13 protein-coding genes are annotated in these 19,393 nt (G+C 64.4%); 7 read left to right on the top strand and 6 right to left on the bottom strand.

What is annotated here, in order from left to right:
* Positions 1-111 precede the first annotated feature (111 nt).
* Positions 112-1,041: a hypothetical protein gene (locus WGH93_RS03070; RefSeq protein WP_374763385.1), complete on the bottom strand. Its 930-nt coding sequence runs from the start codon at positions 1,039-1,041 to the stop codon at positions 112-114.
* Between the two features lie 171 nt (positions 1,042-1,212).
* Between WGH93_RS03070 and WGH93_RS03065 the strand changes: the two genes are divergently transcribed.
* Positions 1,213-2,109: a hypothetical protein gene (locus WGH93_RS03065; RefSeq protein WP_374763384.1), complete on the top strand. Its 897-nt coding sequence runs from the start codon at positions 1,213-1,215 to the stop codon at positions 2,107-2,109.
* Positions 2,110-2,129: 20 nt separating this feature from the next.
* Here WGH93_RS03065 and WGH93_RS03060 read toward each other — a convergent pair whose 3' ends face one another.
* The 4 genes from WGH93_RS03060 to WGH93_RS03045 form a co-directional block, all read right to left on the bottom strand.
* On the bottom strand, positions 2,130-3,086 hold the full coding sequence (locus WGH93_RS03060) for an aspartyl protease family protein (protein ID WP_374763383.1): 957 nt from the start codon (positions 3,084-3,086) through the stop codon (positions 2,130-2,132).
* 57 nt (positions 3,087-3,143) lie between these two features.
* Positions 3,144-5,231 carry an RNA polymerase sigma factor RpoD gene (gene rpoD, locus WGH93_RS03055; protein WP_374763382.1) on the bottom strand — a complete coding sequence of 696 codons (2,088 nt, stop codon included), beginning with the start codon at positions 5,229-5,231 and terminating at the stop codon, positions 3,144-3,146.
* Positions 5,232-5,304: 73 nt separating this feature from the next.
* A complete protein-coding gene (dnaG, locus tag WGH93_RS03050) occupies positions 5,305-7,173 on the bottom strand; it encodes a DNA primase (protein ID WP_374763381.1) in 1,869 nt (622 codons plus the stop codon).
* A 60-nt stretch (positions 7,174-7,233) separates the two neighbouring features.
* Positions 7,234-7,689 carry a GatB/YqeY domain-containing protein gene (locus tag WGH93_RS03045; RefSeq protein ID WP_374763380.1) on the bottom strand — a complete coding sequence of 152 codons (456 nt, stop codon included), beginning with the start codon at positions 7,687-7,689 and terminating at the stop codon, positions 7,234-7,236.
* Positions 7,690-8,065: 376 nt separating this feature from the next.
* Between WGH93_RS03045 and carA the strand changes: the two genes are divergently transcribed.
* From carA to greA, 3 genes are all read left to right on the top strand, one after another.
* Positions 8,066-9,265: a glutamine-hydrolyzing carbamoyl-phosphate synthase small subunit gene (gene carA, locus WGH93_RS03040; protein WP_374763379.1), complete on the top strand. Its 1,200-nt coding sequence runs from the start codon at positions 8,066-8,068 to the stop codon at positions 9,263-9,265.
* Positions 9,266-9,313: 48 nt separating this feature from the next.
* Positions 9,314-12,589 carry a carbamoyl-phosphate synthase large subunit gene (gene carB, locus WGH93_RS03035; RefSeq protein ID WP_374763378.1) on the top strand — a complete coding sequence of 1,092 codons (3,276 nt, stop codon included), beginning with the start codon at positions 9,314-9,316 and terminating at the stop codon, positions 12,587-12,589.
* A gap of 278 nt (positions 12,590-12,867) precedes the next feature.
* Positions 12,868-13,341: a transcription elongation factor GreA gene (gene greA, locus WGH93_RS03030; protein WP_374763377.1), complete on the top strand. Its 474-nt coding sequence runs from the start codon at positions 12,868-12,870 to the stop codon at positions 13,339-13,341.
* 105 nt (positions 13,342-13,446) lie between these two features.
* Here greA and WGH93_RS03025 read toward each other — a convergent pair whose 3' ends face one another.
* Positions 13,447-13,935, bottom strand: coding sequence for an Lrp/AsnC family transcriptional regulator (locus WGH93_RS03025; RefSeq protein WP_374763376.1), 489 nt, complete (start codon positions 13,933-13,935; stop codon positions 13,447-13,449).
* Between the two features lie 293 nt (positions 13,936-14,228).
* Here WGH93_RS03025 and WGH93_RS03020 point away from each other — a divergent pair, with 293 nt between their 5' ends.
* The 3 genes from WGH93_RS03020 (at position 14,229) to WGH93_RS03010 (ending at position 19,342) form a co-directional block, all read left to right on the top strand.
* Entirely contained in the window at positions 14,229-16,001 is a 1,773-nt protein-coding gene (locus WGH93_RS03020) for a nitrogen regulation protein NR(II) (protein ID WP_374763375.1), read from the top strand.
* Between the two features lie 274 nt (positions 16,002-16,275).
* Positions 16,276-18,033, top strand: a complete 1,758-nt coding sequence (locus WGH93_RS03015) for a methyl-accepting chemotaxis protein (RefSeq protein WP_374763374.1) — start codon at positions 16,276-16,278, stop codon at positions 18,031-18,033.
* A 40-nt stretch (positions 18,034-18,073) separates the two neighbouring features.
* Positions 18,074-19,342 carry an OmpP1/FadL family transporter gene (locus WGH93_RS03010; RefSeq protein ID WP_374763373.1) on the top strand — a complete coding sequence of 423 codons (1,269 nt, stop codon included), beginning with the start codon at positions 18,074-18,076 and terminating at the stop codon, positions 19,340-19,342.
* The last annotated feature ends 51 nt before the right edge of the window (positions 19,343-19,393 follow it).

The raw sequence follows: 19,393 nt of genomic DNA, 5'->3' as shown, positions 1-19,393 counted from the left end.
CTTTCACGGTATCAGAAGAATGAAAAGCCCGGCCAGCAGGCCGGGCTTTTTGCGTGATCGCCCCAGGGATGGCGACGCTGAAAAACGGTGGACGCCAAGAAACAGGGCCCCTTAAAAATCCGGGTCCACCCAGTAAAAGTCGGGGATGTTGCGGATGCGTTCATTGATCATGGGGTTTTTCAGCCGGATCACCGTGCGTCCGCTGCCTTCCAGCAGCTTCATGCCGCCACCGGTGCGGGGATGGCCCCGGAACATACGCTCATAACGCCCGGATTCGAAAGCATTGTAAAAGCCGATCAGCAGGTCTTCCGCCGCCTCGCTGTCCTCCTTGCGCATATAGACGAACAGCGGGTTGAGGTAACGCAGCACCAGCCCCCGTTCTATGGTCAGAGTCGGGCTGCCCCCCGCGCCCAGCCCTTCGGCCAGTTCGCTTTCGATTTCCATGGGGGAGCGGGAAAAGCCGTCCCCCTGCCCCGCGCGCAGCTTTTTCCATAGTTGCTTGTAAACGCCGGTTTCCACGGGCACGTCATTGGCTTTCAGGATGTCCGTATCCGGCCAGCCCGTGCCGGACAGCGTGGTCACGGCGGATCGGTACGAGTCCAGATCGGTGATGCCGTCAAACCGGCTCTGTTCCCCTTCCCGAATCACCAGCAGGCGATAGCCGAGCAGGCCGCGCGCCACGGGGAAATCCACCTGAGCGAAGCGATCCTGCCGGGCCTGGGAAAACACGGACATGAACACATTGAAATCCCGCTCGCTGGCGGGCAGGTTTTCCAGTCGGTCCAGCAACTGGTCCTGCGGCATGTCGATTTCCACCAGGTTCACGGTGTGCTGGCCCGGCGCGTGCTGCACCGCCAGCCTGAGCGCGCGGAACTCCCAACTGGTCTGCCACTGGGCATTGATGCTTCGTACCGCCATGCGATAGTCATAAGCCTGCGCCCCCGACGACATCAGGGCCGCGGGAAAGCCCGTCGCCAAAAGCCCCGCAGCCAACATCAGACCACATGCCATTCGGGCCTTGGCGCGCATAAACCAGATCATGCCATACCTCTCTTAACCACACTGAACCGGATCGACCCCTTAAGGCAGAAGCGGGGCGCGCTTGTTGTCAAGCCATTTTTATGGCATATTGAATGTGGGTGAAAACGGGTGCCCCGGCGCTGGCCCCAAGGGAATCATTCCTTTCGGACCACGCCGGGCTGAGTGATGGAGATGATTGAGCAAACCACGTCCGGTGCGGGTGCGTTTGCCGCTGTTCAACTATTACGGGACACCAGCAGGACGCTTCGCACGCAAACCAGTGCGAGTTTCGGCGCCACCTCGGCGCAACAGGCCGGGCAAGGTGCTCGCCCTGAACCGGATGGGCTTGCCGTTTCCACATTCAACAACGCCGAGCGGGCGGGCCGCAGCGCGCCGCAGGACGACACGGCGGATGTGCTGCGCGCTTTCAACGATGCGGTGGGCGACAGCCTGACCGCCCGCAATCAGGTTCAGGACACGACGGCCTCGGCGCTTACCGCTGTGGATCTGTCCGTCGCCACGGCGGGTCAGGTGGCCGGGCTGCTCGGCGATTTGCGCAATAATGCACTGGATGCCAACAGGGCCGACCTGCCCGCCGCCCAGCGCAGCGCGATCAACACCGCTTTCATCGCCCTGCGCAACCAGATCAGCGAAACCCTGCAACAGGCCGGCTTCAACAATGTGAACCCGCTGACCGGCGAGGGGAACATCACCATACAGCGCCCCGGCGGCAACCGGGAAACCGTGTTCAGCGGACGAGACCTGAGCCCGGGCGGCGATACCATTCCCCTTGGCCCGGACAACACCCTGTCATCCCCCGGCGCCACGGCGGACAGCCTGGCCGCCATTGAGGACAGCATCGCCAATGTGGCCGCCGTGATCGCGGACCTGCAATCCCAGGGCAATGCCCTTCAGGCGGAACTGACGCGGCAGGCCGCCGCCGGCTCCGACTCCATCGCCAGCCTTTTCGGGGCGGAGGAAGACGGCAACCGACAGGCCGCCGAGGTGCGGGAAGGGCTGGGACGCAGCGGATCAAGCATCACCAATGCCAGCCCGCTGTCCGTATTCTCATTGTTCTCGGTTTTCTGAAGATTTGCAGGCAGGCGCCTTCACGATCCGCCGGGGTCGGCGCTTTCCTTGGGCGGGCGCCACCATAACCGCCACTGGCGGAAATCCAGCGCCACATCCACCCGACTCAGCAAATCCATGCCGATCAGGGCCGCGCTGGTATCGGCCCCCACCCCGAAGCGCCTGAACACCGGCAGATCGGCGGCAATGGCGGGCACACCGGCCACATGCAGGCCGCCAAGGGCAAGGCCCGGCACCTGAACCGGGCGGCCCGGCACGGGCAGGCCATCGGATTCCACGCGCACGTCGCGCCCTTGGTGCCGCGCCAGCCCCCTGGCCGCGGCGGGCGTGAGGATGGTGTGGCTGGCCCCCGTATCCAGAATGGCGGGCACGGTGCGCCGGCCCCCGTCCGGCAGGTCGATCCGCATGTCCACGGCGATGGAGCCGCGCCCCACGGGCCGCCCCTGAACGGCTTGCCACGGCCCCGCCTCGCCGTCGCTTGCAGGCGCTTCACCCCCCATTATGAGCCGCGGCGCTCCACCGGCCAGCACCAGCATCCGTCCGCGCAACAAGTCCACCCCGATCAGACCGTGAGCGGCGCCGCGGGTGCGATCGCTCAGCGCCACGGTGCGCCCGATGGGCAGCGTCACGCCGAAAGCGGACAGGCTGCCCACGTCATAGACCGGCCTGAGCCGCCGCCCCGCCGCCGTCGTCACCGGTATGGACGCACCGGGCACGCTTTCCAGACCAAGGCGGCTGACCAGCGTGTCGTAAATCACCGAATGGCTGGCCGCGCTGTCCACGATGAAGGCGAAGGGGGAATCGGCATCAGGCCTTCCGTTCTCCGATCCATTCCCCGATCCCTTTCCCACCCGCACCGGCACGAGCGGTCGCCCGTCTTCCAGCGCCGCGGCCTGTGGCGGCGGCGCCGGGGACCAGACGGAGTCGGCGAACGCGGAACCGGCCAGACCAAAGGCCGCCAGCATCAGACCAGACAAAAGGGGCGCCCAATGCCGGGCGCCCCTGAATGCCGTGCCGAACAAGGCCGCCACCGGTCAGGTGTCCAGAAAGCTTCTGAGCTGGCGGGACCGGCTGGGGTGCTTCAGCTTGCGCAGGGCCTTGGCCTCGATCTGGCGAATCCGCTCCCGCGTGACAGAGAATTGCTGCCCCACTTCTTCCAGCGTGTGATCGGTGTTCATGCCGATGCCGAACCGCATCCGCAAGACCCGCTCTTCCCGCGGTGTCAGGGATGCCAGCACCCGCGTGGTGGTTTCCCGCAGATTGGACTGAATGGCCGAATCCACCGGCAGGATGGCGTTCTTGTCCTCGATGAAGTCGCCCAGATGGCTGTCTTCCTCGTCGCCGATCGGGGTTTCCAGCGAGATCGGTTCCTTGGCGATCTTCATCACCTTGCGAACCTTTTCCAGCGGCATGGACAGCCGCTCCGCCAGTTCTTCCGGCGTCGCCTCCCGGCCAATCTCGTGCAGCATCTGGCGCCCGGTGCGCACCAGCTTGTTGATGGTCTCTATCATGTGGACCGGAATACGGATGGTGCGCGCCTGATCCGCAATGGACCGGGTTATGGCCTGCCTGATCCACCATGTGGCATAGGTGGAGAACTTGTAGCCGCGGCGATATTCGAATTTGTCCACCGCCTTCATCAGGCCGATATTGCCTTCCTGAATCAGGTCAAGGAATTGCAGGCCGCGATTGGTGTATTTCTTGGCAATGGAGATCACCAGGCGCAGATTGGCTTCCACCATTTCCTTCTTGGCGATCCGGGCTTCCTTTTCGCCTTTCTGAACGGTGCGCACGATACGCCGGAATTCCGACACGTGCAGGCCGGTGCGGGCCACGATGTCCGCGATCTGCTCCCGGATATTGCGGATCGCGTCGCCCTCATGCTCGACAAACTGGGTCCAACCGCGCCCCTTGAGAACGGACACCCGCTCCATCCAGCCGTCTTCCAGCTCATTGCCTTCATATTCCACCAGGAACTGATCGCGCTTGACCTTGTGGCTTTCGGCCAGCCGCAACAGGCGCCCCTGAAGGCTCATCAGGCGCTTGTTCAGGCCGTACAGCTCATCCACCAGTTCCTCGATGCGCAGATTATTGAAGCGTACCGCACTCACCTTTTCGATCAGTTCACGGGTCAGCTTCTTGAAGCGCCGCTCCTGCGCCGGGGACAGCGCATCCCCCGTGCGGGCCGCTTTCAGGCGCTGATCCTGCAATTTGGCGTATTTCTTGTAGATGGCGGTGATGTCGCGGAACGCCTCTATGGTCTCCGGCTTCAGCTTCTCTTCCATGGCCGACAGGGAAAGCGTGCCATCCTCGTCGTCCTCGTCATCGTCCGCCTCGGCCTCGCGGGTCTTGCCCGCCTCGTCGCCGGACGGCGCGTCCTCGGCCACGGCCTCGCCGTCAGCGGTAGCGGCGGGGGCTGCGGCGGGGGCCGTCTCCTCGTCAGGCGTGCTGGCCGGTTCGGCGGCCTTGGCGTCGCCCACCGGAGCGGCCTCGGCTTCCGCATCCGCTTCGCCGGTCTCTTCCTTTTCCAGTTCGCGGCTGTCCGGCTCCTTGCCCAGCGTGGCTTCCAGATCGATGATGTCACGCAGCAACATCTGCTCGTCTTCCAGCCGCTCGGCCCAGTCGGTGATGGCGCGGAAGGTCAGCGGGGACATGCACAGCCCCTCGATCATGGTGGCGCGGCCAGCCTCGATCCGTTTGGCAATGGCGATCTCGCCCTCGCGGGACAGCAGCTCCACCGAGCCCATTTCGCGCAGATACATGCGCACCGGGTCATCGGTACGGTCGCTGCTTTCCTTCTTCTCCGGCTGCTTGTGAACCTCGCCTTCGGCTTCCTTTTCCGGTTCGGCGCTCGCCTCCTCCGGTTCGGATTCGTCAGGCTCGTCGCCCTCGATGACATTGATGCCCATATCATTGAGCATGGTCATGATGTCCTCGATCTTTTCCGAAGACATTTCTTCCGTGGGCAATGTTTCGTTCAGCTCGTCATAAGAGATATAGCCACGGGTCTTGGCCTTGGCGATCATCTTCTTGACCGCCGCCTCCGTACTATCGACGATGGGGCTCTGGCCACTGTCTTCCGTCGCCGGGGCCTTGTCGTCCTGAGTCGCGGTATTCGCCATATAAATTCTCTCCGGGTCTGCGCACGAATCGCAGTCTATATCATATCCATGGGCGCATAGCGTACTGATTCGATCAGAGACCCGCGCGCGCCGCCTCCTGCTCTTCCAGATCGCGGCATAGCTGCTGTGCCGCGCGGAACCGAGCCCAGTTTTCTTCCGTCATGTCCGCCGCCAGATCCGCCTGAGCCGCATTCAGGTCCGCCTGCGCCCGCGTCAGTTGCAGGTGCCGGGCCAATAGATGCTCGAATCCGTTCAGCGCCTCATACAACGGGGCGTCGCCCGCCGCAAATCGATCCACCATCAGGCTCTTGTCCGATTGAAGCGCGGCCAGCGCCGACCCCAGACCATGTTCTGTCATGTGGGCGACAACGCGCTCATGGTCAAGAGTTTCCCCGCCGGCCACCAGCGCCAGCAGCGCCGCGCGCAACCGATCCAGCGCCGCATCATGCAGATCGAGGCCCGCCACGGTCTCCTCATGGCTGAACAGGATTTCCGGGTGGCGGCACAGCGTGAGCAGAATAAGCCGTTCCAGCCGGGTGGTGACCGCCTCCTGCCCTCGGCCCAGCGCCGTCTGCTTCAGTCCCGGCCCGGCGGCGCCCTGCCAGCGCTGGCCGTCCCTGCGCGGGCGCCACCGGTCGCCGGTGCGGTATCCGCCCTGCCCCTCGGCGCGGGGCGGCTGGAACAGCGTGCGCAAACGGCGGCGGAAATCGCTTTGATACAGGGGGCGCACGCTGTCATCCTTGATGGCGGACAACGCCTGAAAGACCGCCTTTTCCAGCCCGGCGCGCCGCTCCGGCGTGTCCAGCGCGGCGCCGTCCGTCAGCTTGCGCCACAGCATTTCCGCCAGCGGACGGGCGCTGTCCACCAGCCGATCCACCGCGCCGCGCCCTTCCCGACGCACCAGACTGTCCGGGTCGTCGCCTTCCGGCATGAACACGAAACGCAGCGACTTGCCCGGCGCCAGCAGCGGCAACACCCTGTCCACCGCCCGCATGGCCGCGCCCGTGCCCGCCCGGTCGCCGTCAAAGGACAGCACCGGTTCATCCACCATGCGCCACAAATGGCCGATCTGATCCTCCGTCAATGCGGTACCGAGCGGTGCAACGGCATAATCGATCCCCGCTTCCGCCAGCGCGATCACGTCCATATAGCCTTCCACCACGATCACCTGCTGGCTGTCATGGGCCGCAGCCCGCGCGGTGGCCCAGTTGTAAAGGCTGGCCCCCTTGTGAAAGAGATCCGTCTCCGGCGAATTGAGATATTTGGCCTTGACATCCGCACTCAGCGCCCGGCCACCAAAGGCGATGATATGGCCGCGCCGGTCGGTAATGGGGAACATCACCCGGTCCCGGAAGCGATCATAGGGGGCGCCGCCGCTCTCCGGGCGAATCACCATGCCCGTGGCCACCAACTGGTCGTCGGTAAAGCCGCGCGCCTGCATGGCCCCGCGCAGGGCCTGCCGGTCGGCGGGCGCATAACCCAGCCGGAAGCGCCGAATCACATCCTCCCCCAGGCCGCGCCCGGTCAGATAGCGCCGGGCCTCGGCCCCCACCTGACCGAAAAGCTGCGCTTCATACCAGTGCGCCACCGCCGCCATCACATCCCACAGGCTGGCCCGGCGCTCCGCCTTGCGAGCGGCTTCCGGGTCGCTGCGGGGCATTTCCATCCCCGCTTCCCCGGCAAGCTGTTCCACCGCTTCACGGAATTCCAGGCCGTCGGTCTTCATGACGAAATCAATGACGCTGCCATGCTCGCCGCAGCCGAAACAGTGATAAAACCCCTTCTGGTCGTTCACCGTGAAGCTGGGGGATTTTTCGCTGTGAAAGGGGCACAGGCCGCTATATTCCCGGCCCGCGCGTTTCAGGCTTACCCGGCGGCCAATAATTTCAGACAGGGTAAGGCGACCCTTCAGATCATCCAGAAACTGGCTGGACAGCGCCACTGCTTCCCTCCACAGGACAGAACTCCCCCACAGAACAGGCCGCCCCGGTGGGGCCGCACTTCAGCTCAACAGAGACTTGACCACCGCGCTGGCGCGAGAAAACGCCATGGCCCCCGCATGGCGCTTTTTCAGTTCCGCCATGCAGCGGCCTATATCCTTCAGACTGTCCGCGCCCAGATCGTCCACCACAGCCTGACAGGCGGCGCGGATTTCATCGTCATCCATCTGGCGGGGCAGGAAGCTTTCGATCACGTCGATCTCCTCCCGCTCCTGCTCGGCCAGGGAACAGCGCCCCGCCTCCTCATAAGCCTTGATGCTTTCACGACGCTGCTTCACCATGCGGGTAAGAATGTCGATGATCATGGCGTCATCTTCGGCGTCGCTCAGGTCTTCGCCCCGGCGGTCGATGTCTTTTTCCTTGATCGCGGCATTGATCAGCCGAATCGTGGCCACGGCCCGCGTGTCACGGGCCTTCATCGCCTTTTTCAGGGCGTCACTCAGTTCTTTACGTACCATGTCTCGCCTCTTGAAAGGGCCGCGCAACGGATTGAACGGATCGGGCCGGCAGCCACTTTACCCCATGCACGCCGGATCAGCAAACAGGGAAGGGGTTATCAGAAACCAGCCAAGGCACTGATATATCTGGCGTTTTTCTTTTGTTGCACCCTTGACCGGCTGCCCCTGACCCATTACTTTCCGGCCAATTTGGCCGTCGGCAGCCCGGCACATCCGGGGCGCAGGCGGTCTTAGCCGAGCCCCCTTTTCTTGGCAAGGGAATTCGGTGGACGCCGCCGTCCGCCCCTTTCGGCGGGCCGGTTGCCACCGCCGCACAGAGCCCAAACCCCTGGGGAGCGGCCAGATCGCCGCCCCCACAGTCGGAGAGTTAAGGACCATGAGCGAGACCGGAGCCCAGGCCACCGCCCGCCCGACTCCACCGCCCTTCAGCGCCCCGCCCCTGGATGCCGTTCTGGCACTGGAAGACGGCACATTGCTGCGCGGCAGCGGATTCGGCACCCCCGGCACCGTGGTGGGGGAAGTCTGCTTCAACACCGCCATGTCCGGCTATCAGGAGATACTGACCGATCCCAGCTATGCCGGTCAGCTCATCACCTTCACCTTTCCCCATATCGGCAATGTGGGCACCAATGACGCGGACCTGGAGCGGGAGACCGCCGCCGCGCGCGGGCTGATCGTGCGGGAACCGGTGACACCGCCCGCCAACTGGCGCGCCACCGAGCCCTTCACCGACTGGGTGCGCAATCAGGGCCTGGTGGGCATCAGCGGCGTGGATACCCGCGCCCTGACCACGCTGATCCGGGACAAGGGGCCGCAGAAGGCCGTGATCGCCTATGGCGATGCCGCCCTTGGCGACGTGGCCGCCCTGCTGGATCAGGCCCGCCGCTGGCCGGGGCTGGAAGGCATGGACCTGGCGAAAGAGGTGACAACGCGGGAGCCCTTCACCTGGGACGCCACCCGCTGGCAGCGCGCGGGCGGCGCCGGGCGCCAGAGTGCCCCCACCGGCCATGTGGTGGCCATCGACTATGGCGCCAAGCACGCCATACTGCGCTGTCTGGCGGAAGCGGGGGCACGGGTGACCGTGGTGCCCGCCACCGCCAGCTTCGAGGACATCATGGCGCTTGAGCCGGACGGAATCTTTCTGTCCAACGGCCCCGGCGACCCGGCGGCCACCGGCGCCTATGCCCTGCCGGTGATCCGCCAGCTTCTGGAAACCGGCCTGCCGATCTTCGGCATCTGCCTGGGCCATCAGTTGCTGGCGCTGGCGCTGGGCGGGCGCACCTTCAAGATGCAGCGGGGCCATCGCGGGGCCAACCATCCGGTGCAGGACACCCGCACCGGCAAGGTGGAAATCACCTCCATGAACCACGGCTTCTGCGTTGCCGCCGACAGCCTGCCCGACGGGGTGGCCGTTTCGCATATCTCCCTGTTCGACGGCACGGTCTGCGGGCTGGAAATCACCGGGCGTCCGGTTTTCTCCGTTCAGCAGCACCCGGAAGCCAGCCCCGGCCCGCAGGACAGCTTCCCGCTGTTCTCCCGCTTCATGGAAGCGGTGGTCGCCCGCCGCGAAGGCTGACGCCGCGCCCCCTCCCATCTCCCCCAACAAGCAAGAGATCGCCAGCCCATGCCGAAAAGAACAGACCTAGAGAGCATCCTCGTCATCGGCGCCGGCCCCATCATCATCGGGCAGGCGTGCGAGTTCGACTATTCCGGCACACAGGCCATCAAGGCGCTGAAGGAGGAAGGTTACCGGGTGATCCTGGTGAATTCCAACCCGGCCACCATCATGACCGACCCGGAACTGTCCGACGCCACCTATGTGGAACCGATCACGCCGCAGGTGGTGGCGCGCATCATCGAAAAGGAACGGCCTGATGCCATCCTGCCCACCATGGGCGGGCAGACGGCGCTGAACACAGCGCTGGCGCTGGACCGGGACGGCACGCTGGAACGCTATTCGGTGGAGCTGATCGGCGCCAATGCGGACAGCATCGACAAGGCGGAAAACCGGGAGCGCTTCCGCCATGCCATGGACAAGATCGGCCTGGAAAGCCCGATTTCGCGGCTCGCTCACAGTATGGAGGAAGCCCGCGAAGCCCTGAACGAAATCGGCCTGCCGGTGATCATCCGGCCCAGTTTCACCATGGGCGGCACCGGCGGCGGCTTCGCCACCACGCAAGCCGAGTTCGAGGACATCATCGAGCGCGGGCTGGATGCTTCCCCCACCAATGAAGTGCTGGTGGAGGAATCGGTCCTCGGCTGGAAGGAATACGAGATGGAAGTGGTCCGCGACCGGGCGGACAATGCCATCATCATCTGCGCCATCGAGAATGTGGACCCCATGGGCGTCCACACCGGGGACAGCATCACCGTGGCCCCCGCGCTGACCCTGACGGACAAGGAATATCAGGTGATGCGCAACGCCTCCATCGCGGTGCTCAGGGAAATCGGGGTGGAAACCGGGGGCTCCAACGTGCAGTTCGCGGTGGACCCGGAGACTGGCCGCATGGTGGTGATCGAGATGAACCCGCGGGTCAGCCGCTCCTCGGCGCTGGCATCCAAGGCCACCGGTTTCCCGATCGCCAAGGTCGCCGCCAAGCTGGCGGTGGGCTATACGCTGGATGAACTGTCCAACGACATCACCGAAGTGACCCCCGCATCCTTCGAGCCCAGCATCGATTATGTGGTCACCAAGATCCCGCGCTTCACCTTCGAGAAATTCCCCGGCACCAAAGAGGTGCTGACCACCACCATGAAATCGGTGGGCGAGGCCATGGCCATTGGCCGCAACCTGACCGAATCGCTGCAAAAGGCGCTGCGGTCCATGGAAACCGGCCTGTCCGGGCTGGACGAAGTGACCCTGGCGGAAGGTGTTACGGGGCCGGAACGGACGGCGGCGATCAAGGCGGATCTTGAAATCGCCAAGCCGGATCGGCTGCTGCGCGCAACCCAGGCGATCCGGGAAGGGCTGAGCCTGGAAGACATCCACGCCGCCAGCGGCTTCGAGCCCTGGTTCCTGCGCCAGATCGCGCGCGTGGTATCGGCGGAGGACGCCGTGCGCGCCCACGGCCTGCCCGCCGACGCGGCCGCCATGCGCCATCTGAAATCGCTGGGGCTGGGCGACGACCGGCTGGCCGCCCTGACCGGCATGGAACCGGCAGAGGTCCGCCGCCGCCGGCTGGCGCTGGGCGTTTCGCCGGTTTACAAGCGCATCGACACCTGCGCCGCCGAGTTCGAGGCCAAAACGCCCTATATGTATTCCACCTATGAAACCGGGGCGGAAGGGCTGGAAGCCGCCTGCGAATCCCGCCCCACCGAGCGGCGCAAGGTGGTGATTCTGGGCGGCGGCCCGAACCGCATCGGCCAGGGAATCGAATTCGATTACTGCTGCTGCCATGCCTGCTTCGCCCTGTCGGATGCCGGGTTCGAGACCATCATGATCAATTGCAACCCGGAAACCGTTTCCACGGACTATGACACGTCCGACCGGCTGTATTTCGAGCCACTGACGGCGGAAAACGTGCTGGATGTGCTCACCCGCGAGCAGCAAGCGGGCACGCTGGCCGGTGTGATCGTGCAGTTCGGCGGCCAGACTCCGCTCAAACTGGCCCGCGAGCTGGAAGCGGCGGGCATTCCCATTCTGGGCACCAGCCCGGACGCCATCGACCTGGCCGAGGATCGGGAGCGTTTCCACGATCTGGTGAACCGGCTGGGCCTTAAACAGCCGGGCGGCGGCATGGCCCGATCCGAGGAAGAGGCCGTGGAAGTGGCCGCCCGTGTCGGTTATCCGGTGTTGATCCGGCCATCCTATGTGCTGGGTGGCCGCGCCATGGAAACGGTGCACAGCGAAGAAGAACTGCGCCATTACATGAAGGCGGCGGTGCATGTGTCCAATGACAGCCCGGTGCTGATCGACAGCTTCCTGAAAGACGCCATCGAAGTGGATGTGGATGCCCTGTCCGACGGCGAACAGGTGCGTGTGGCCGGCATCATGGAGCATATCGAGGAAGCGGGCATCCATTCCGGGGACAGCGCCTGTTCCCTGCCACCCTACAGCCTGCCGGTGGGCCTGGTGAACGAACTGAAACGCCAGGCCGCCGCGCTCGCCCGCGGGCTGGACGTGAAGGGCCTGATGAATGTGCAGTTCGCGGTGAAGGACGACGAGGTCTATCTGATCGAGGTGAACCCGCGCGCCAGCCGCACCGTGCCCTTTGTGGCCAAGGCCGTGGGCAGCCCCATTGCCGCCATCGCCGCCCGCATCATGGCCGGTGAAAGCCTGTCCCGATTCGAGGTGAAAGACCCGATCCCCGACCATGTGGCGGTCAAGGAAGTGGTGTTGCCCTGGGCGCGCTTCCCCGGTGTGGATGTACTGCTCGGCCCGGAAATGAAATCCACCGGTGAGGTGATGGGGCTGGACCGCAGCTTCGCCATGGCCTTTTACAAGAGCCAACTCGCCGCCGGGCAGGACCTGCCGCGCGAAGGCACTGTCTTTCTGTCGGTGAAGGACAGCGACAAGCACGCAACCGTGCCCCTGGCGCGCACCCTGCTGGACATGGGCTATAAGCTGATCGCCACCAGCGGCACCGCGGGCTATCTGGAAACCAATGGCGTGCATGTGACCCGTGTGCCCAAGGTGGCCGAGGGGCAACGCCCCCATGTGCTGGACGTGATGGGCGATGGCGGCGTGGATCTGGTGTTCAACACCACCGAAGGCGCGCAGGCCATAAAGGACAGCTACGCCCTGCGCAATCTGGCGCTCAAGCGGGGTATTCCCTATTACACCACGGTGGCCGCCGCGCGCGCCGCGGTGAAGGCGCTGAAGGCGCTGCGGGGCGGCGCGCTGGATGTGCAATCGCTACAGGAATACGGTGCCCGCGATGCGTTTGGCGAACGCACTTGAGTTTTCCACACCTTTAAGCTAATGAGACATGAGAGGCGCCGGGCCATGCGTGGCCCGGCGTTACCCGTTTTGAAATGGGCGGCCACGAACAGGCGGGCGCCAGGGCAGCAAGCGGATGCAAGCAGGTGACGATGCGCCTGTCAGGCTCGCCCCGTCAGCCTGTCCCGTTTGGCTGGTGTTGGCCAGTGGGCGTTGGTCGTTCCCTTGTCCGGCGATTTATGTCCGGCATCATGAAACCTTCAGACCGCGCTTCGGCGCGACAAGCGGATGTGACACTCATGACGGAAAAAGCACCGATGCTTCTTGATGGCTATGAGGCCATGCAGAAGGAGTTGAAACAGTTGAAATCGGTCGAGCGCCCCAGTGTGGTTCAGGCGATCGAGGAAGCGCGCGCCCACGGCGATCTGTCTGAGAATGCCGAATATCATGCGGCCAAGGAACGCCAGAGCTATATCGAAGGCCGCATCATCGAGCTGGAAGGCAAGCTTTCCCGCGCACAGGTGATCGACCCCAAGGAACTGGAAGGCGACAAGGTGGTCTTTGGCGCCACCGTCACCCTGATCGACGAGGACGACGAGGAAGTGGTCTATCAGATCGTCGGCGAGGATGAAGGCGACGTGAAACAGGGCCGGATCACCTATCGCTCCCCCATTGCGCGCGCCCTGATCGGCCGCCGGGTGGAGGACGAAGTGGAAGTGAAAACCCCCGGCGGCGAGAAATATTACGAGATCGCCAAGGTGGAATTCAAATAAGGGCCGGCCCCGGCGAACGGCCCGCCACACGGCGAGACACAGCGGAAAAGGCGCCCGGCACGGGGCGCCTTTTCTATGTGAAGGCCACGCCGGCGGCAGCGCCGGTCAGCGCCGCGGCGGCACCTTTGGCAAGGGCACGCCCGGTACCTTCTTGGACGCCCGAATGGTCAGCGATGTCTTGACGCTGGCCACATTGGCCGCCGGGGTCAGCTCACTTGTCAGGAATTGCTGAAACTCGGCCAGATCATGGGCGACGATCTTGAGAATGAAATCGATCTCCCCATTGAGCATGTGACACTCCCGCACCAGCGGCCAGTGCTGCACCTGCCCCTCAAAGGCTTCCAGGTCCCGCTCGGCCTGGCTGTGCAGGCCCACAAGCGCGAACACGGTCAGGCCATAACCAAGCGATTCCTGATCCAGCTCGGCATGATAGCCCTGAATATATCCCTCTTCCTCCAGCGCGCGGACACGACGCAGGCAGGGCGGCGCTGTCACGCCAACCCGCTCCGCCAGTTCCACATTGGTGATGCGGCCATTATCCTGCAGGCAGGACAGGATTTTCCGATCCACCGCATCCAGCTTCACTCGCCCCATGGTATGCTCCCGATACAGTCACAACCGCTCCTTGCGGCCCGGCCGACACTCTACAGAAGACCATCCATGAAATAAAGTTCCAGCCCAAGACAATTTTGTTCTAATTCATCACAAGGCTGGCACGCCGTGGCAAAATGCGTATCATGGGAAATGAACCCGTTTCAATGGCTGGGCGCCGCCGCATTGTGGCGCACCAAGACCCTGTTTACGAACGGGTTTTTTGATTCTGTCGATGGGGTCGGCCAGGGGGGCGCGGCGCCGCGAGTGGGTGCGTGTATCGGGGGATGCGGGCCATGAATGCGCTGGATTCACGGATCAGGGACCTGGTCAGCTATGCCCGGTCCCATGACGGGGAGGACCGGTCCACCCTGTTCCGCAACCTGATCGACCTGTTCCTGACCAACAAGGCGCCGGGGGACAAGCAGGTCCGCAGCCAGATTCTGGACGTGCTGGAAGCCCTGATCCCCCATGTGGAAGCGGATGAGCGCCGCATCGCGGCGGACCTGCTGGCCGGGCTTTCCAAACCCCCCATGGATCTGGTGATGCGCCTGTCGCGGGATCGGGCCGCACTGGCCGCGCCCCTGCTCCGACAGGCCCCCTATAGCGAGGATGATGTGATCACCCTGATTGAGGAGACGGGCCGGGACCACCATCAGGAACTGTCCGCCCGTGACGACCTGACGGCCAATGCCTGGGTGGCGCTGGCCCGCGCCACACCAGGGGGGCAGCCGGGCAGCGACAGGCGGGACCAGTCCGCCCTGGCACTCTGGCGGGACGATCTGGGCCTTCACCCCAACAAGGCACAGGACAATGACCCCGCGCCCGGCCATGGGGCGCCCGCCAAATCACGGATTGAGGCCGAAGCCGAAACGCAAGCCGGGACGCCCCCCGGAGCCCAGGCATCCGCCCCCACAAGGGAGGCGTCTGCGGAAACGGACGCCGACATGCTGTTCACCGAGCCGGACCCCATAAGCCCGCCCCCCGATCCGGCACCGCCTGAAACTTCACGCGCGGACCAAAGCGGCGATGAGGGCAGCCCCCATCCACCGGAAGCGCCCGCGCCGCCCCCCGGCGGCTGGAGCTGGGCCAGCGACCGGGACGGGCTGGTGGTGGATACCAGCCCGAATGCCGCCGCCCTTCTGGGCTCCAGCCCCGCGGCGCTGCTGCACACACCAATGATGGACCTGCTGGCCCTGAATGAAAAGCTGGGTCACCCGGTGGCGCGCGCCTTTCAGCGGCGCGGCCCCATTCATGACGCACCGATCTTTCTGGCGTCCATGCCGCGGGGCCGGAAATACTGGATGCTGGATGCCACGCCCCGCTTCACCGCCGATGGCCAGTTTCTCGGTTATGCGGCATGTCTGAGCCCGGCTCATCAGGAAGCGGACGGCACGGAAAACACGGACGATCCGGTGGCCGCCGCGCTCAGGGCGGAACAGAACAATGCGGATCGCCCGATCCGGGACCGGCTGGCCGATCTGGCGCTGACCCGCCACAGGCGGGGCCGCAATGAAGACGGCCCGGACATGAAAGACCCGGAAGAGTCAGGTACGGGAGAGTCAGGCACGGAAGAGGAAAACCCGTTCGCGCAATCCCCCGAAGACAGCCTGCGCCGCATGTTGCGGGAAACCTTCGCCGACACCAGCACCTTTGACGATCCGGCGCCCGTGGACATGGCCGCACAGCACACAAAGGCACAGGCACAGGCGCCGACCACCGATCCCTACCGGGAAGCGCTGGTAGGTGACGGGGTGGACGATCTTACGCTGGGCGGCGATATGACGCCCGATGCCGCCGCGAAAACCACTCCGCGCACAGAAAGCCGCGTGGATGATCCCGACCTGGATGCCATCCAGCAGGCCGTGGCAGACATGGCCGATGCCGCCGCAGCCGGAAAAGCGGGCGCGGACAACCGCACGGAAAGCGCCACCGCCGGGGATATGCTGGCCGCCGCACTGAGCCGGATCAGCCAGATAGCCCGCAGCCAGGGACAGACCGACATCCGCCTTCAGGCGGAAATCGCCCGCGCCTGCCTGAAAATCCTGCGGGAAGACGGCCAGGTCTGACGGCGACGGCCCCCGCGCCGCACACCCCGCAATCAGCGAGGGAAACGCCCCAATCTCCACGCGCACAAGCCCGTTATCCACAGGCCGGGTGCGTCGATATCATCGAAAAAATTTTAATAATATTAACAGCGGCTTGATGGCGACTTCAACCAGGGGGTGCGGCACAACCCGATGACTTTAAAGCTTTTTTAATTCCGAATCACAAATCTGTGATGGTGTTGTGAGCGTATCGTTACTAGCGACATCAACATCCTGACCATCACAGAGGTGCCCCGTGGACAATTCCCCGCCCAAGCTGGACCCCGCACGCTTCCTTTCCCCCTTAATTCGCAGGTTCGACAATCGTTCCATCGGGTATCGCATCCGTCTTAACCTTGCATTGGTGGCTGTTCTTGCGGTGGTGGCCATTTTCGGCCAATTCGAATTGGCCAAGGGCGCCAAGTTTCATTACCTCAATTACAAGCATTACAAATATTCCTATGAGTTTAGCCGCGATCTGGCGACGCTGAAAGCGGACCAGAGCCGCTCTCCGGCGGGATTGACGCGGACACTCGCCCTGGTGCGGGCACAGCCGGAGGGCTGCCTGAACACGGTAAATTTTCTCGACGTGCTGGTGATGAAAATGATCGGCACGGCCCATGCGCTCGATATCTGTCGGGATGACATCGATGCCGCCGACAAGGCGGAAGCCGCGTTGAAGGCATATGACCGCGGCAGCATGGAACGCGCCGCCCTGCTGGACCGGCTGGACCGGGCCGACCGGGCTTTCCGGCAGAATTCCAGCGCCTTCGAGGCCCCGGTGGAGGCCACCGTTTCCTTCATCAAGCTGTCCATGATCGGCATGACCGTGCTGATGGCGGCGGCTTTGGGTGTGGTGATGCTGGCCTCGCTGCTGTCCATTCGGCGCTCGATCCACAGAGTCAGCGGCATTGCCGACCGGATCGCCCACGGCGACATCGATACACCGGTTCCGGCCAGCCAGCGGCGCGACACCATTGGCGGCCTGATGCGCACCTTCGAATCGTTCCGCACCGCCGCCCTGGAAAACCGCGAAACCCAACAGGCCCGGCAAAAGGAACAGGAAGAACGGCTGGAACAGGAACGCCGCGCCGAGGAAGCGCGCCGCCGGGAGGAAGGCGCCAAGCTGGAGCGCGAACGCGCCGAAACCGAAGAACGCGCCCGGCGGGCCGAAAAGGTGGAAGCCATCGTCCAGCACTTCCAGACTGCCAGCGAGGAAGACTTCAAGGCCCTGGCCCGCCTTGCCCACAGCCTGGAGGACACCGCCGACGGGCTGGACCACATGGCGCGCAATGCCGCCGAAACCGCGGAATCCGCCGAAGGGTCCAGCAAGCAGAGCAGTCAGAATCTGCAAACCATCGCCTCGGCGGCGGAGGAACTGGCCACGGCATTCGAGGAAATCACCTCGCGGCTCAACGATACCTCCCAGGCGATCAAGGAGTCCGGCGAAGGTCTGGGCGCCGCGCGGGAGCGTGTCTCCGGCCTGTCGGACGGCGCCATGGAAATCAGCCGCGTGGTGGACCTGATCCGCGACATCGCCGAACAGACCAACCTGCTGGCGCTCAACGCCACCATTGAGGCCGCCCGCGCGGGCGATGCGGGCAAGGGCTTTGCCGTGGTGGCCAGCGAGGTGAAGAGCCTGGCCAGCCAGACCGGCAAGGCCACCGCGGAAATCGAGGCCCAGGTGGCCCGGCTTCAGGAAACCGGCAAGGTGGCCGTGGATGCCATGGGCACCGTCAGCGACCGGTTCGAGGCGATCGAAAAAGCGGCGGAGGATGTGGCCCACGCGGTGGGGCAGCAGACCGAGGCCACCCGCGACATCACGGAGAACATCAGCCACGCCAACGGTGCCGCCGCCGAGTTGGACAAGGCCATCTCTAGGGTGAGCGAAACCGCCGACACCACCACCGGCAGCGTGGAGGATGTCACCCGTCAGAGCGGCGAAGTCAACCGTGCGACCGACTCCCTCAGGCAGCGGTTTCAGTCACTCGCCGAAGACCTGCGCAAGGCGTAAACGCGGCGCCTCGCCCCCCTTTTCATCAAGGAGACAATCCATGTCCAATGCCACCCGTCTGCCCCGTCATATCCGCCAGGTTCTGTTTGCGGGCGTCGCCACCACGGCCACGCTTGCCGCCACCCCGGCGGCGGCCACCAATCTGGGGGCCAATTTCAACCTGACCACCAGCCCCGCCACCGGCGCCATGGCCGGGGCGGGCTATGTGCGGCCCAGGGATGTCTATGCCAGCGTTTTCGGCAATCCCGCCACCATGGCACAGGAAAGCGGGGATACCTCCTTTCAGGTGGGCGCCGCCTATATGCATGTGCAGCCGGGCGCCCGGCATGATGGCTCCATCGTGCCCGCCTTCGAACAGAAATCGGAATTCAACCAGTATGTGCTGCCGCAAGTGGCCGTTCGCCAGCGGGTGAACGACCGGCTGGTGCTGGGCGGCGGCATCGGGGTAATCTCTGGGCTGGGCTCTGATTTCCGCAATGCGCCGCTGTCGCCGCAGGTGACCTATATGCTGTTTGGCGCCAATCTGGGCGCGGCATATGAGGTGACGGATCGACTGACCCTGGGCCTGACCGGCCAGATGACCTATGGCCTGCTGGAATTCGGGCTGGCCAGCGATACCGGCCTGAAGGAACAGGTGGGGTTTCGCGGCCTGATCGGGGCCACTTATGATCTGGGCCCGGTGATGCTGGGCGCGTCCTATGCCAGCAAGCTGGACCAGACCTTCAACGACGTGACCGCCACGGACCTGGGGCCGGGCGCACAGCCGGTCTTTTCCGATGTGACCCTGGATCAGCCGCAGGAATTTCACTTTGGCATCGCCACCACGGACAGCTTTTCCAGCACCCTCAGCCTGGAAGTGGACGTGATCCAGCTTGAATATGGCAGCGCACAGGGCTTCCGCGACATCTGGCAGGACCAGACCACGCTTGCCATGGGCGCGGAATACGACACGGGCCATGGCTGGCGCCTGCGCACCGGTTTCGCGCTGCATTCCGAACTCAGGAAAAAAGACGTGAGCGGCGCCACCAGCCTTGGCAGCCTTGAGAGCATCCTCGCCCCCGTCGGCCCCGGCGGCGCCCCCGCGCCCCTGCCCGTCAGCCCGCCGGTGGTGCAACTGGTGCAGGCCACCATCACACAGCCCTATTGGCAGAAACAGATTTCCGCCGGGGTCGGCATCGACCTGACAGACACCATCACCGCGGACTTCGGCGCCAATTACGCCTTTGACGGCAATACCAGCTTTGGCGGAACCGAGCTATTCAACATAGAGGAAGTCCACATCCAGTTCGGCATTAGCTGGACATTTTGACGTGACAACACTTCCTGAGGGTGTATTTTTCACCCTCAGGAATAAAGTAGT

This window comes from Yunchengibacter salinarum (genome assembly GCF_037658235.1).
In the GTDB taxonomy this organism is placed as follows: domain Bacteria; phylum Pseudomonadota; class Alphaproteobacteria; order Sphingomonadales; family Kordiimonadaceae; genus Yunchengibacter; species Yunchengibacter salinarum.
Note: the sequence above shows the minus strand (reverse complement) of the source record. Positions and strands in the feature narration are given on the sequence as shown.